Raw genomic sequence first — 12,256 nt, forward strand, 5'->3', positions numbered from 1 at the left:
GGGGCGCCCCTTCCTTTTCGCCCGGGGGCCCGGGCCCCGGGGGCCGCCCGCACCGGGGATGTCCGGGGCGCGTCCGCGTTCTGGCACAATGGTTCGTCGGCCATCCGGTTCACGGCCCGCTGTCCTGCGGGGCGACCCGGTGGCATCACACCAAGGAGCATCATGAAGTCCGGAATCCACCCCGAGTACGTCGTCACCGAGGTGACCTGCACCTGCGGCAACACGTTCACGACCCACAGCACCGCCACCTCCGGCAAGATCAGCGTCGAGGTCTGCAGCGCCTGCCACCCGTTCTACACGGGCAAGCAGAAGATCCTCGACACCGGTGGCCGCGTCGCCCGCTTCCAGGCGCGCTACGGCAAGAAGAAGTAGCTGCCTGACAGCGCCGGTGGTCCGCCCGACAACCTCTCCAGGGGCAGTCGGACGACGGACCACCGGCGCTTCTGCTTTGCCGAGGGAGTGTCGCCACCCGTCGAGGCAGTGCGTGTCCCGGTGAGGTGGTCCGCGCCGGGCCCGACGCCGCCTCGCGCCCGGACCGGGAGTACCCATGACCGACTCGTTCGCCGCCGCGCGGCCGCTGCTCGACGAGCACGCCGAGATCGAGCGCGCGCTGGCCGACCCGGCCGTGCACGCGGACGCGGGGCGCGCCCGCTCTCTCGGCCGCCGCTACGCCGAGCTGAACCAGGTCGCCGCGGCGTACCGCGCGTGGGAGCAGGCCCGCGACGACGCGGAGGCGGCCGCCGAGCTCGCCGCCGAGGACGAGGCCTTCGCGGCCGAGCTGCCGGCCCTGCGCGCAGCGGCGGACGACGCGTCCGAGCGGCTGCGGCGCGTGCTGGTGCCGCGGGACCCCGACGACGCGCGCGACGTCATCCTCGAGATCAAGGCGGGGGAGGGCGGCGACGAGTCGGCCCTCTTCGCCGGCGACCTGCTGCGCATGTACCTGCGCTACGCCGAGCGCCGCGGCTGGGCCACCCAGGTGCTCGACGCCACCGAGACCGAGCTGGGCGGGTACAAGGACGTCCAGGTCGCGGTCAAGGCGCGGAGCGTCTCCGACCCCGCCGAGGGCGTGTGGGCGAGCCTCAAGTACGAGGGCGGCGTGCATCGCGTGCAGCGCGTGCCGGTGACGGAGTCGCAGGGGCGCATCCACACGTCGGCGGCCGGCGTGCTGGTGCTGCCCGAGGTGGACGATCCCGGCGAGGTCGAGATCGACCCGAACGACCTGCGCATCGACGTCTACCGGTCGTCGGGTCCGGGCGGCCAGTCCGTGAACACGACGGACTCGGCCGTCCGCATCACGCACGTCCCCACGGGGATCGTCGTGTCGATGCAGAACGAGAAGTCGCAGCTCCAGAACAAGGAGCAGGCGATGCGCGTGCTGCGCGCCCGGCTGCTCGCGGCGCGGCAGGAGGCCGCCGCCGCGGCCGCCGCCGACGTCCGGCGCTCCCAGGTGCGTACCGTGGACCGCAGCGAGCGGATCCGCACCTACAACTTCCCGGAGAACCGCATCGCGGACCACCGCACCGGGTACAAGGCGTACAACCTCGACCATGTGCTCGCGGGGGACCTCGACCCGGTGGTGCGCTCGGCGGTCGAGGCCGACGAGGCGGCGCGGCTCGCGGCCGCGGGCAGCACCGGTGACTGACGCGACGTCCGCGGTTCCCGCCGTGCCCGGGACCGTCGGCGGGGCCGTGCGCTGGGCGACGTCGCGGCTCGGAGCAGCCGGCGTGCCCAGCCCGCGCGTGGACGCGGAGACCCTGCTCGCGCACGCCCTCGGCGTCGACCGGTCGGAGGCGCGACGCCTCGCCGTGCTGGACCGCGTCCTGCCGGACGGCGCGGCCGACCGGTTCGCCGCCGACGTCGCGCGGCGCGCGGACCGCGAGCCGCTGCAGCACCTCACCGGCGTGGCCGCGTTCCGGCACCTGGAGCTCGCCGTCGGGCCGGGCGTCTTCGTCCCGCGGCCCGAGACCGAGGAGGTCGCGCAGGTCGCGGTCGACGAGGCGGTGCGCGTGGTGGCCCGCGAGGGCACGGCGGTCGTGGTCGACCTCTGCACCGGGTCGGGAGCCATCGCGCTGGCCGTCGCGACCGAGGTGCCTGGCGCCCGCGTGCACGCCGTCGAGCTCGACGCCGCGGCCCACCGGTGGGCCGCCCGCAACGTCGCCGCGGCGTCGGGGGACGGGCCGGGCGCGGACGCCGTCGTCCGCCTGCTGCGCGGCGACGCGCGCACGGCGCTGCGCGAGCTGGACGGCACCGTCGACGTCGTCGTCTCCAACCCGCCGTACGTGCCGCCGGGCGCCGTGCCGCGCGACCCCGAGGTGGCCGACCACGACCCGGCCGTGGCGCTCTACGGCCTGGGCGACGACGGGCTGGAGGTGCCCCGTGGAGTGACCGCCGCCGCGGCGCGGCTGCTGCGCCCCGGCGGGCTGTACGTCATGGAGCACGCGGAGGTGCAGGCCGCCGCGGCGCGCGCGATGGTGGCGGGCGCCGGCGGGTTCGGCCCCGCGAGCACGCGCGACGACCTCACCGGCCGGCCGCGGATGGTGGTGGCGCGCCGCTCCGGCGGGACGCGCGAGCACCTGGCCACCGACCCGGACGGCCGGCCGGCGGCCGGTCGAACCGTGACAGACTGAGCCCGTGAGCAGCGTGCACGACGTCACCGACCCGAACACCTGGGGCCCTGCGATCGACGAGGCGGTGAACACGGTCTCGCGCGGCGGCCTGCTGGTGCTGCCGACAGACACCGTCTACGGGATCGGCGCCGACGCCTTCGACGCGGAGGCCGTCGCGGCCCTGCTCGCGGCCAAGGGCCGCGGGCGCCAGATGCCCCCGCCCGTCCTCATCCCCGACGTCCGCACCCTCGACGGGCTGGCCACCGAGGTCCCCGACGACGCGCGCAAGCTGGCCGAGGCGTTCTGGCCGGGCGGGCTCACGATCATCCTGCAGGCGCAGCCCTCGCTGCAGTGGGACCTGGGGGAGACGCACGGCACCGTCGCGCTCCGCATGCCCGACCACCCGGCCGCGCTGGCGCTGCTGCGGCGCACGGGCCCGCTCGCGGTGTCGAGCGCCAACGCCACCGGCAACCCGGCGGCCCTCGAGGTCGCCGACGCGCAGGCGCAGCTCGGTGACGCGGTGACCGTCTACCTCGACGGCGGGGACGCGCCCGGCGGGGTCGCCTCGACCATCGTCGACGCCACGGGCGCGCAGCTGCGCGTGGTACGCCAGGGCGCGATCACGCTCGAGGCGCTGAACGACGCCGCGCCCGTGCGGGGCGTCGACGAGCCCGTCGAGGAGCCCGCCACCGAGACCCCTGCCGCGTCCACCGCCGGGACCGCTGACGCGTCGCCCGAGCCCGCCGACGCGGGCACGCCCGCCCGGACCGAGGAGCAGGGCTCCGCCCCCGCGGAGGAGTCCGCCGGGTGAGGGCCTATCTGCTCCTGCTGCTCGTCTCGGCGGCGGTCACCTACCTCGCCACGCCGGGCGCGCGGTGGGTCGCGCGCCGCACGAACGCGATCACCGCGGTGCGGGCGCGCGACGTGCACGTGCAGCCGACGCCGCGGCTGGGCGGTCTCGCGATGCTGCTCGGCATCGTCGTCGCGGTGGTGCTGGCCTCGCAGATGCCGTTCCTCGCGGGCGTCTTCGAGACCGGCCCGCAGGCGTGGGGCATCGTGGGCGGCGCCGTCATCGTCTGCCTGCTCGGCTGGGCCGACGACGTGTGGGACCTGGACTGGATGACCAAGCTCGCCGGGCAGGTGCTCGCGGCGGGGTTCATGGCCCTCCAGCAGGTCCAGCTCACGTCGCTGCCCACCCCGGACTGGCTGTTCATCACCTCGTCGAGGATCTCGCTATTCCTGACGATCCTGGTGGTCGTCGTGGCGATGAACGCGGTGAACTTCGTCGACGGCCTGGACGGGCTGGCCGCGGGCCTGATCGCGATCGGCGGCTCCGCCTTCCTGCTGTACACCTACGGGCTGACCCAGCAGGCGACGCCGGAGAACTACGCCAACCTCGCGACGCTCATGATGGCCGTGCTGGTCGGGGCGTGTCTCGGCTTCCTGCCGCACAACTTCTTCCCGTCGCACATCTTCATGGGCGACTCGGGCTCGATGGTGCTCGGCCTCGTCTTCGCCGGCTCGGCCATCACGATCACGGGGAACGTCGACCCGGTCTCGATGGGGGCGACGCTCTCCGGCGCGCAGCGCGTGCCCCTGTTCATCCCGCTGCTGCTGCCGGTGGCGGTGGTGCTGCTGCCGCTCCTCGACATGGTCATGGCCGTGATCCGTCGCCTCGCCGCGGGCAAGTCGCCGTTCCACCCCGACCGCATGCACCTGCACCACCGGATGCTGGCGCTCGGCCACTCCCACCGGCGCGCGGTGCTCATCCTCTACGTGTGGGCCGCCGTCTTCTCCTTCGGCGTGGCCGCCCTCGTGCTCTGGGACTGGAAGGCCGTGCTCGCGGGCCTCGGCGTCGCCGTGGTGGTGGCGCTGCTCCTCACCCTCGGCCCGCTGCGCACCCGCGGACGTTTCCTGGACGACGACGTCGCCACCGGCAGCCACCCGGCGGTCGTGGCGGCGCACCCGGCGCCCGCGCCCCACCGTTCCCCGACCCCGCCGCCGGCCGGCCCGGCTGCGCCCACCCTGACGACGCACGAAGGACGCCCCCGATGACGACGCCCGACGCCCCCGGCCCGACGCCCGACCCTGCCGCCGCGGACGAGCACGCCACCGACGCCGAGCGGCGGGTCCTGCGGACCGCGCTGCGGGACACGCTGCTGCTGGTCGGCGCCCTGGTGGTGCTGGGCGGCGGCATCGGCCTGCTGGTCGCCGGCCTGCCGGGGTTGTGGGGCGCCCTGGTGGGCGCCGCGATCGCGGCGTTCTTCTGCGCGACGACGATCTGGTCGATGATGCGCACCGTCGGGTCGAGCCCCGCGCGCATGGCGGCGTTCGTCATGGGCGCCTGGGTGGCCAAGATCGTCGTGCTCATCGTGGTGCTGGCGCTGCTCCAGGGCGCCACCTTCTACGCGCCGTGGGTGCTGATCGCCGTGCTCGCGGTCGGGGCGATCGGGTCCGCGCTGCTCGACTACCGCGCGGTGAACAGCGGCCGCGTGCCCTACGTGCAGCCCTGATCGCGCCGTCCGACCGAGCCTTTGACCAGGGTGCTTGCGCCGGGCGACCATTCGTCGCCGGGGGCAACATCGTGCGCTTCTTCACAAGCCGCAAGATCTGGCCGGAAAAACTGCTCAGCGATGTCGGAGCACCTGTGAACATCCGGTAGGCTGTCCGCGAATCCATGACGGCCAGGTCCGATGGCGTGCCCTCCCAGGAGTGGAGCGCCCGGACCGTACGACCTCCGGGAGAATCCCCTGTCTACGCCAGCGATCCCCCTGCTGCTTGCCGCCGAAGGTGACGGCGAGTTCCACGCGCCGACGATCGCGGACTTCTTCCCGCCGGCCATCTTCTTCGAGGGCACCCCCTTCGAGTTCAACCGGATCATGCTGGTCCGCGTCATCATGGCCACCGTCCTGCTGGTGGTGTTCTGCCTCGCCGCCCGGCGCGCCCGCCTGGTGCCCGGCCGGTTCCAGAACGCGGTCGAGATGATCCTCGACTTCGTGCGCAACTCGATCGCCATCGAGGTGCTGGGCCAGGAGAACGGCCGCAAGTACTTCAAGCTGCTCGCGACGATCTTCTGCACGGTCCTCGTGATGAACATCGCCGCGGTGATCCCGTTCCTCAACATCGCGGGCACCTCCGTGATCGGCCTGCCGATCGTGCTCGCCGCGTGGACGTACGTCATGTACCTCTCCGCGGGCGTCAAGGCGCACGGTCTGGGTGGCTACCTCAAGAACTCGCTCTTCCCGCCGGGGGTGCCGAAGCCGCTCTACGTGCTGCTCGTGCCGATCGAGGCGCTGCAGGTCTTCGTCCTGCGCCCCGCGACGCTCGTCATCCGGCTCCTGGCCAACATGGTCGCCGGGCACCTCATGCTCGCGATCTGCTTCGCGGCCACGTCGTTCTTCCTCTTCGACTCGGCCGGCGCGATGAAGCTGTTCGGCGCGGGCACGTTCGTGGCCGGCGCGGCGTTCTTCTTCTTCGAGGTCTTCGTGGCCGCCCTGCAGGCGTACGTGTTCGCGATCCTCACCGCCGTGTACCTCAACATGTCCGTCGAGGCGGAGCACTGACCGTCTCGCGGTTCCCGGCCTAGCCGGACCCCGTCCTACCAACTGCACCCAGAAAGCGACGCCGGGCCACCGTGGTCCGGCGCCCAACGGAAGGAAACCCAGTGGACGTCACCACCCTCGCCGAGGTCACCGGAAACATCGGCACCGTCGGTTACGGCCTCGCGGCGGTCGGCCCGGGCATCGGCCTCGGCATCCTCATCGGCAAGACGATCGAGGGCATGGCTCGCCAGCCCGAGGTCTCCGGCCAGCTCCGTACCACGATGTTCATCGGTATCGCCTTCGTCGAGGTGCTCGCGCTCCTCGGCCTGGTGGCCGGCTTCATCGTTCCGTGATGATGACCTCTTCCCTGAACACCTCCACGCCGGCGGTCCTCGCCGCCGAGGGGACCGAGCAGAACATCCTGCTGCCGCACACGTACGACATCGTGTGGTCGCTGATCATCGTGATCATCGTCGGGTTCGTGTTCTACCGGTACGTCCTGCCCAAGTTCCAGGCCGTGCTGGACGAGCGCACCGCGAAGATCGAGGGCGGCATCGCCAAGGCGGAGAAGGCCCAGGAGGAGGCTGCGGAGGCGCTGAAGGAGTACCACCAGCAGCTCGCCGAGGCCCGTGCCGACGCGGCGAAGACCCGCGAGGAGGCGCGCGCCGAGGGCACCGCCATCGTCGCGGAGCTCCGCACCAAGGCGCACGAGGAGGCCTCGCGCATCGTCGAGACCGCCCACCGCCAGATCGAGGCGGAGCGCCAGACGGCGGCCGTCTCGCTGCGCGCCGAGGTCGGCGAGCTGGCCACCGAGCTGGCATCCAAGATCGTCGGCGAGTCGCTGCAGGACTCCGCGCGCCAGTCGCGCGTCGTCGACCGCTTCCTCGACGAGCTCGAGGCCGCGGGTGACGAGTCGCGCACGGCGACGCCGGTCGGCAACTCGGTCGGCAAGGAGGGCTGATGCGGGGCACCAGCGGAGCATCCCTCGCGGCGGCGCAGGAGCGGTTCGAGCCGGTCCTGCGGTCCGCCGGGGCCGACGCGAAGGCGCTCGGCGAGCAGTTGTTCGCCGTCGTCGCCGCCCTGGACGGGTCCGGGCCGCTGCGCCGGTCGCTCGCCGACCCGTCGCGCGACCCGGAGGACCGTGCGGCCCTGGCGGGCCGCGTGCTGGCCGGGGGCTTCGACGAGCGCGTCGTGGACCTCGTCACGGGGCTGGCGCGGTCGCGCTGGTCCGGCGACCGGGACCTCGCGGACGCCGTCGAGCGTCTCGGCCTCGACGCCGTGCTGGCGTCCGCCGAGGCGCGGGGCACCCTCGAGACGGTCGAGGACGAGCTGTTCCGGCTGACCCGGGCGCTCGTCGGGCAGCGTGAGGCGCGCCAGGTGCTCTCGGACTCCACGACGGAACCCGGGCGCCGCGCGCAGCTCGTCGACTCCCTGCTCACGGGCAAGGTGGACGACGTGACGCTCGTGCTCGCCCGTCGCGCCACGACCGCCCTGCGCGGCCGCCGCTTCGTGGCGACGCTGCTGTGGTACGGGGAGATCGCCGCCGAGCGTCGTCGTCGTCTCGTGGCCACGGTCACGAGCGGCAGCGTGCTCAGCCAGTCCCAGCAGGACCGGCTCGCCGGGCTGCTCGAGCGTGCCTACGGGCGCCCCGTGCAGCTCAACGTCACGGTCGACGCCGCCGTCATCGGCGGCCTGCGCATCCAGGTCGGCGCCGACGTCGTCGACTCCACCGTGCTGTCCCGCCTGGCCGACGCCCGTCGCCGGCTGGCCGGCTGAACCCCTAGGCCCAGCGCCGGCCCCGGTCGGCTACGCAGAACGTGAGGCCGCGCGATACGCGGCCACGACAGGAGAGAGCAATGGCTGAGCTGACGATCCGGCCGGAGGAGATCCGCGCCGCTCTGGACAGCTTCGTGAAGTCGTACGAGCCCGAGGGCGCGGTCAGCGAGGAGGTCGGCCGCGTCACCGTCGCCGCCGACGGCATCGCCTACGTCGAGGGTCTCCCCGGCGCGATGGCGAACGAGCTGCTGCGGTTCGAGGACGGCACGCTCGGCCTCGCCCTGAACCTGGACGTCCGGGAGATCGGCGTCGTCGTCCTCGGCGAGTTCACGGGCATCGAGGAGGGGCAGGAGGTCCGCCGCACCGGCGAGGTCCTGTCCGTCCCCGTGGGCGAGGGCTACCTCGGCCGCGTCGTCGACCCGCTGGGCAACCCGATCGACGGCCTGGGCGACATCGAGAGCGAGGGCCGCCGCGCCCTCGAGCTCCAGGCGCCCGGCGTCATGCAGCGCAAGTCGGTGCACGAGCCGCTGCAGACCGGCATGAAGGCGATCGACTCGATGATCCCGATCGGTCGCGGTCAGCGTCAGCTGATCATCGGCGACCGGCAGACCGGGAAGACCGCGATCGCGATCGACACGATCATCAACCAGAAGGCCAACTGGGAGTCGGGCGACCCGAGCAAGCAGGTCCGCTGCATCTACGTCGCCGTCGGCCAGAAGGGCTCGACGATCGCCTCCGTGCGCGGCGCCCTCGAGGAGGCCGGCGCGCTCGAGTACACGACGATCGTCGCCGCCCCGGCGTCCGACCCGGCGGGCTTCAAGTACATCGCCCCCTACACCGGTTCGGCCATCGGCCAGCACTGGATGTACCAGGGCAAGCACGTGCTGGTCATCTTCGACGACCTGTCGAAGCAGGCCGAGGCCTACCGTGCCGTGTCGCTGCTGCTGCGCCGCCCGCCGGGCCGCGAGGCGTACCCCGGCGACGTCTTCTACCTGCACTCCCGTCTGCTCGAGCGCTGCGCGAAGCTCTCGGACGACCTGGGCGCGGGCTCGATGACCGGCCTGCCGATCATCGAGACCAAGGCGAACGACGTCTCGGCGTACATCCCGACCAACGTCATCTCCATCACCGACGGCCAGATCTTCCTGCAGTCGGACCTCTTCAACGCCGACCAGCGCCCGGCGGTCGACGTCGGCATCTCCGTCTCCCGAGTCGGTGGTGACGCGCAGATCAAGGCGATGAAGAAGGTCTCCGGCACGCTGAAGCTCGAGCTGGCGCAGTTCCGCTCGCTCGAGGCCTTCGCGATGTTCGCGTCCGACCTCGACGCGGCGTCGCGCGGCCAGCTGGCCCGCGGTGCGGTGCTGATGGAGCTGCTCAAGCAGCCCCAGTACACGCCGTACCCGGTCGAGGACCAGGTCGCGTCCGTGTGGGCCGGCACCAAGGGCAAGCTCGACGACGTCCCCGTCGAGGACGTCAAGCGGTTCGAGTCCGAGATGCTCGACCACCTGCGTCGCCACACCTCGGTGCTCTCCACGATCGCCGAGACCGGCAAGCTCGAGCAGGACACCGAGGACGCCCTGGCCGCGGCCGTCGAGGACGTGCGCAACGGCTTCCTCAAGGCCGACGGCACCCCGCTCGTCGGCGGTGACGACGAGGGCGACTCCGCGGACGTCGAGCAGGAGCAGCTCGTCGTGCAGAAGAAGGCCTGAGCATGGCCGGTGGAGCCCAGCGCATCTACAAGCAGCGGATCAAGTCGACGCAGTCGCTGAAGAAGATGTTCCGCGCGCAGGAGCTGATCGCGGCCTCCCGCATCGGCAAGGCGCGGGCGCGCACCGCCGCGGCGTCGCCGTACGAGCGTGCCATCACCCGCGCGGTGTCGGCCGTGGCGACGCACACGTCGACCAAGCACCCGCTGACGAGCGAGCGGCACGACACGGACCGCGTCGCGGTCCTCGTGATCGCGTCCGACCGCGGCATGGCCGGCGCCTACTCGGCGTCGATCATCCGGGAGACGGAGCGTCTCGTCGCGCAGCTGCAGGGCGAGGGCAAGCAGGTCGCCCTCTACGCGACCGGCCGCCGTGCCGTCTCGTACTACGGCTACCGCGGGCGCCAGCTCGCGGGGCAGTGGTCGTACGGCTCGGACAGCCCGGACTCGGACGTCGCCGGCGAGATCGCCGACACCCTGCTCGGGTCGTTCCTCGCCCCGGCGGACGAGGGCGGCGTCGGTGAGCTGCACGTCGTGTACACGCAGTTCGTGAACATGGTCACGCAGCGGCCGCGCGTCGTGCGGATGCTCCCGCTCGAGGTCGTCGAGGGCGTCGCCGCACCCGGCGAGCACGAGACGTTCCCGCTGTACGACTTCGAGCCGTCGCCGGAGAGCGTCCTCGACGCCCTCCTGCCGCGCTACGTCCGCAGCCGCATCTTCAGCTTCATGCTCGACGCCGCGGCGTCGGAGCTGGCCGCGCGCCAGCGGGCGATGCACACGGCGACGGACAACGCCGAGGACCTGATCCGCACCTACACGCGCCTGGCGAACCAGGCCCGCCAGGCGGACATCACCCAGGAGATCAGCGAGATCGTCTCGGGTGCCGACGCCCTCGCGGCGTCATGACGCCGGCCATGGCAGCAGCCCAGCCGGCTCTGACGACCGTACTGACATCCGCAACGTTCCTTTCGAAGCGAGGCAAGCAATGACCGCCACCACCGTGGAAGCCCCGGTCGAGCACCAGAGCGGACCCGGCGTGGGCCGTGTCGCGCGCGTGATCGGCCCCGTCGTCGACATCGAGTTCCCCGAGGACGCGATCCCCGACATCTACAACGCCCTGACGGTCGACATCGACCTGTCGTCGCAGGGCGAGGGGGAGAAGTCCTTCACCCTCATGCTCGAGGTCGCCCAGCACCTGGGCGACTCCCTGGTCCGCGCGATCGCGCTGAAGCCGACCGACGGCCTCGTGCGCGGCGCCGTCGTCACCGACACGGGCGCGCCCATCAGCGTGCCGGTCGGCGACATCACCAAGGGCAAGGTCTTCAACGTGACCGGCGACGTCCTCAACCTCGCCGAGGGCGAGAAGCTCGAGGTCACCGAGCGCTGGCCGATCCACCGCAAGCCCCCGGCCTTCGACCAGCTCGAGTCGAAGACCGAGATGTTCGAGACCGGCATCAAGTCGATCGACCTCCTCACCCCGTACGTGCAGGGTGGCAAGATCGGCCTCTTCGGTGGTGCGGGCGTCGGCAAGACGGTCCTCATCCAGGAGATGATCCAGCGCGTCGCGCAGGACCACGGCGGTGTGTCCGTGTTCGCCGGCGTCGGCGAGCGCACCCGTGAGGGCAACGACCTCATCGCCGAGATGGAGGAGGCCGGCGTCTTCGACAAGACGGCCCTGGTCTTCGGCCAGATGGACGAGCCGCCGGGCACGCGTCTGCGCGTCGCCCTGTCCGCGCTGACGATGGCGGAGTACTTCCGCGACGTGCGCAAGCAGGACGTGCTGCTCTTCATCGACAACATCTTCCGGTTCACGCAGGCCGGCTCCGAGGTGTCGACCCTGCTGGGCCGCATGCCGTCCGCGGTGGGCTACCAGCCCAACCTGGCCGACGAGATGGGCCTCCTGCAGGAGCGCATCACCTCGACGCGCGGTCACTCGATCACCTCGCTGCAGGCGATCTACGTGCCGGCGGACGACTACACCGACCCGGCGCCGGCGACCACGTTCGCCCACCTCGACGCGACGACGGAGCTCTCCCGCGAGATCGCGTCGAAGGGTCTGTACCCGGCGATCGACCCGCTGACCTCGACGTCCCGCATCCTCGACCCGCGCTACGTGGGCCAGGAGCACTACGACGTCGCCACCCAGGTGAAGTCGATCCTGCAGCGCAACAAGGAGCTGCAGGACATCATCGCGATCCTCGGTGTGGACGAGCTCTCGGAGGAGGACAAGACGGTCGTCGCGCGTGCGCGCCGCATCCAGCAGTTCCTCTCCCAGAACACCTACATGGCGAAGAAGTTCACCGGCGTGGAGGGTTCCACCGTGCCGCTGAGCGAGACCATCGAGGCGTTCAAGAAGATCGCCGAGGGCGAGTTCGACCACATCGCCGAGCAGGCGTTCTACAACATCGGCGGCCTCGAGATGCTCGAGGAGAACTGGGCCCGGATCCAGAAGGAGTACGGGGCCTGACGGTCTCGTCCCGCCGCGTCGGGCCCCCCGGGGGGGCCCCCCCCCCCGCGGGCGCCCCCCCCCCCCGCCGTGGTGGGTGGTACCTGCCCCCGGGGGGGCCCCCGCCCCGCCCCCCCCGCCCCCCCCGGGCCGCCCGCGCCCGCTCCCCGCTCCCGCCTAC

The 12,256-nt window shown here is 72.3% G+C and carries 13 protein-coding genes; all 13 read left to right on the plus strand.

Annotation, left to right across the window (positions count from 1 at the left end):
- Positions 1-162 precede the first annotated feature (162 nt).
- Positions 163-372 (plus strand): 50S ribosomal protein L31, encoded by a 210-nt coding sequence (gene rpmE, locus ACFQ8T_RS20310; protein ID WP_429767019.1) that lies wholly within the window; start codon positions 163-165, stop codon positions 370-372.
- A 175-nt stretch (positions 373-547) separates the two neighbouring features.
- Positions 548-1,642: a peptide chain release factor 1 gene (prfA, locus tag ACFQ8T_RS20315; RefSeq protein ID WP_430548282.1), complete on the plus strand. Its 1,095-nt coding sequence runs from the start codon at positions 548-550 to the stop codon at positions 1,640-1,642.
- Between the two features lie 22 nt (positions 1,643-1,664).
- Positions 1,665-2,627 carry a peptide chain release factor N(5)-glutamine methyltransferase gene (gene prmC, locus ACFQ8T_RS20320; protein ID WP_430548283.1) on the plus strand — a complete coding sequence of 321 codons (963 nt, stop codon included), beginning with the start codon at positions 1,665-1,667 and terminating at the stop codon, positions 2,625-2,627.
- A gap of 4 nt (positions 2,628-2,631) precedes the next feature.
- Positions 2,632-3,417 (plus strand): L-threonylcarbamoyladenylate synthase, encoded by a 786-nt coding sequence (locus ACFQ8T_RS20325; protein WP_430548284.1) that lies wholly within the window; start codon positions 2,632-2,634, stop codon positions 3,415-3,417.
- Positions 3,414-4,661 carry a glycosyltransferase family 4 protein gene (locus ACFQ8T_RS20330; protein ID WP_429767014.1) on the plus strand — a complete coding sequence of 416 codons (1,248 nt, stop codon included), beginning with the start codon at positions 3,414-3,416 and terminating at the stop codon, positions 4,659-4,661. The genes ACFQ8T_RS20325 and ACFQ8T_RS20330 overlap by 4 nt, the downstream gene beginning before the upstream one ends.
- On the plus strand, positions 4,658-5,119 hold the full coding sequence (locus ACFQ8T_RS20335) for a hypothetical protein (protein ID WP_430548285.1): 462 nt from the start codon (positions 4,658-4,660) through the stop codon (positions 5,117-5,119). The genes ACFQ8T_RS20330 and ACFQ8T_RS20335 overlap by 4 nt, the downstream gene beginning before the upstream one ends.
- A gap of 180 nt (positions 5,120-5,299) precedes the next feature.
- Positions 5,300-6,169, plus strand: coding sequence for a F0F1 ATP synthase subunit A (gene atpB / locus ACFQ8T_RS20340; protein ID WP_430548286.1), 870 nt, complete (start codon positions 5,300-5,302; stop codon positions 6,167-6,169).
- Positions 6,170-6,270: 101 nt separating this feature from the next.
- Positions 6,271-6,501: an ATP synthase F0 subunit C gene (locus ACFQ8T_RS20345; RefSeq protein ID WP_079569652.1), complete on the plus strand. Its 231-nt coding sequence runs from the start codon at positions 6,271-6,273 to the stop codon at positions 6,499-6,501.
- Between the two features lie 2 nt (positions 6,502-6,503).
- A complete protein-coding gene (locus tag ACFQ8T_RS20350; protein WP_430548291.1) occupies positions 6,504-7,109 on the plus strand; it encodes a F0F1 ATP synthase subunit B in 606 nt (201 codons plus the stop codon).
- Positions 7,109-7,924, plus strand: coding sequence for a F0F1 ATP synthase subunit delta (locus ACFQ8T_RS20355; protein ID WP_430548287.1), 816 nt, complete (start codon positions 7,109-7,111; stop codon positions 7,922-7,924). Before ACFQ8T_RS20350 ends, ACFQ8T_RS20355 begins: the two co-directional genes overlap by 1 nt.
- An 80-nt stretch (positions 7,925-8,004) precedes the next feature.
- Positions 8,005-9,633, plus strand: a complete 1,629-nt coding sequence (gene atpA, locus ACFQ8T_RS20360) for a F0F1 ATP synthase subunit alpha (RefSeq protein ID WP_429767007.1) — start codon at positions 8,005-8,007, stop codon at positions 9,631-9,633.
- 2 nt (positions 9,634-9,635) lie between these two features.
- Positions 9,636-10,535 (plus strand): F0F1 ATP synthase subunit gamma, encoded by a 900-nt coding sequence (locus ACFQ8T_RS20365; protein WP_430548288.1) that lies wholly within the window; start codon positions 9,636-9,638, stop codon positions 10,533-10,535.
- Positions 10,536-10,614: 79 nt separating this feature from the next.
- Positions 10,615-12,096 (plus strand): F0F1 ATP synthase subunit beta, encoded by a 1,482-nt coding sequence (atpD, locus tag ACFQ8T_RS20370; protein WP_430548289.1) that lies wholly within the window; start codon positions 10,615-10,617, stop codon positions 12,094-12,096.
- The last annotated feature ends 160 nt before the right edge of the window (positions 12,097-12,256 follow it).

This window comes from Isoptericola sp. NPDC056618 (genome assembly GCF_042792715.1).
Classification (GTDB): Bacteria; Actinomycetota; Actinomycetes; order Actinomycetales; family Cellulomonadaceae; genus Isoptericola; species Isoptericola nanjingensis.

Bases quoted from the DNA above. Each gene is read 5' to 3' on its own strand.
- rpmE (WP_429767019.1), top strand. From the start codon at position 163: ATGAAGTCCGGAATCCACCCCGAGTACGTCGTCACCGAGGTGACCTGC.
- prfA (WP_430548282.1), top strand. From the start codon at position 548: ATGACCGACTCGTTCGCCGCCGCGCGGCCGCTGCTCGACGAGCACGCC.
- ACFQ8T_RS20335 (WP_430548285.1), top strand. From the start codon at position 4,658: ATGACGACGCCCGACGCCCCCGGCCCGACGCCCGACCCTGCCGCCGCG.
- atpB (WP_430548286.1), top strand. From the start codon at position 5,300: ATGGCGTGCCCTCCCAGGAGTGGAGCGCCCGGACCGTACGACCTCCGG.
- ACFQ8T_RS20350 (WP_430548291.1), top strand. From the start codon at position 6,504: ATGACCTCTTCCCTGAACACCTCCACGCCGGCGGTCCTCGCCGCCGAG.
- ACFQ8T_RS20355 (WP_430548287.1), top strand. From the start codon at position 7,109: ATGCGGGGCACCAGCGGAGCATCCCTCGCGGCGGCGCAGGAGCGGTTC.
- atpA (WP_429767007.1), top strand. From the start codon at position 8,005: ATGGCTGAGCTGACGATCCGGCCGGAGGAGATCCGCGCCGCTCTGGAC.
- ACFQ8T_RS20365 (WP_430548288.1), top strand. From the start codon at position 9,636: ATGGCCGGTGGAGCCCAGCGCATCTACAAGCAGCGGATCAAGTCGACG.
- atpD (WP_430548289.1), top strand. From the start codon at position 10,615: ATGACCGCCACCACCGTGGAAGCCCCGGTCGAGCACCAGAGCGGACCC.